The organism is Solemya elarraichensis gill symbiont (genome assembly GCF_002021095.1).
Taxonomy (GTDB): Bacteria; Pseudomonadota; Gammaproteobacteria; order Chromatiales; family Chromatiaceae.
The window spans coordinates 1-1,096 of sequence record NZ_MPRK01000370.1; the positions used below are offsets into that span (position 1 = coordinate 1).

1 protein-coding gene is annotated in these 1,096 nt (G+C 51.2%); it reads right to left on the minus strand.

The window, feature by feature from the left end:
* A protein-coding gene (locus tag BOW51_RS10995; protein WP_245828678.1) for an IS3 family transposase occupies window positions 1-1,096 on the minus strand; the annotation gives its coding sequence in 2 pieces (ribosomal slippage) (window positions 1-864 and window positions 864-1,096; 1,097 coding nt annotated over the 2 pieces). This gene is flagged as partial in the annotation.

Consider the following 1,096-nt stretch of genomic DNA (forward strand, 5'->3'; position numbering starts at 1 on the left):
TATTATCCAGAGCAGCTAATTGACGCTGTTTTCTGGGATTGTAAAACCGCTCAATATAATCAAAGATGTCTGCCCTGGTTTCAGCATGGGTCAGGTATGTTCTTCGGTTGACACGTTCTCTTTTCAGTTGCCCGAAGAAGCTCTCTGCAGACGCATTGTCTGCACAGCTACCCACAGCGCTCATCGAGCAGATCAGATTGTGCCCTTTCAGGAACCGCTGATATTCACGGCTGGTAAATTGGCATCCACGATCTGAATGCAGATAAACCGGTGCACCTTTGGGGCGCTGCCATAAAGCCATCAGCACACTTTGCAAGACCAGTTCCCTGGTCTGTCTGGCACTCATTGACCACCCAACGATAGATCCGCAAAACAGATCTTTGACAATGCACAGGTAGAGATACCCCTCGCCTGTATTCAGGTAAGTAATATCCGTCACCCACTTCTGGTTTGGGGCGATAGCAGTAAAATCCCGGTCCAGGTGGTTCTCAACACCGCTTGGTCGCTTTTCCGGACCTTTCTTGCGCCATTGCCGTTTCTGCGGGATGCCCTGGATCGTATGCTGCCGCATCAATCTTGCGACGCGGTTCTTGCTGCATGATTGACCTTCAAGCCGGAGTTCATCCGTTATTGTCGGTGCACCCCATACGCCGTCGCTCGCATCATGCAGACGCCTGATGCCTTGCAACAGTGCGTCATTTGCAGCCTCCCTCTGACTGACAGGTCGAGAGCGCCATTCATAATAGCCACTGCTGGACACCTTCAGAAGACGGCACATCATCGTGACTGGAAACGCTTCGTGACAACGCTCGATCATTTGGTAGCGGCTTTGGATTCCTTGGCGAAGTACGCCGCCGCTTCTTTTAAAAAATCACGTTCCCTTTTGACCAGTGCAAGCTCCCGTTTCAGCTTGGCCATTTCTTCATCTCGTGCATGACCCTGTCCGGGAAAAGCCTTGGCACCATTGGTTTCGAGTTCCCGTCGCCAACGACTTAACATATTTGCGCTAATACCCAAATCACGACTGATCTGGGCAATCGTCACTCCTGGCTGGTTGGCTAGTGCAACCGCCTCATGTTTGAACTCATCAGAAAAA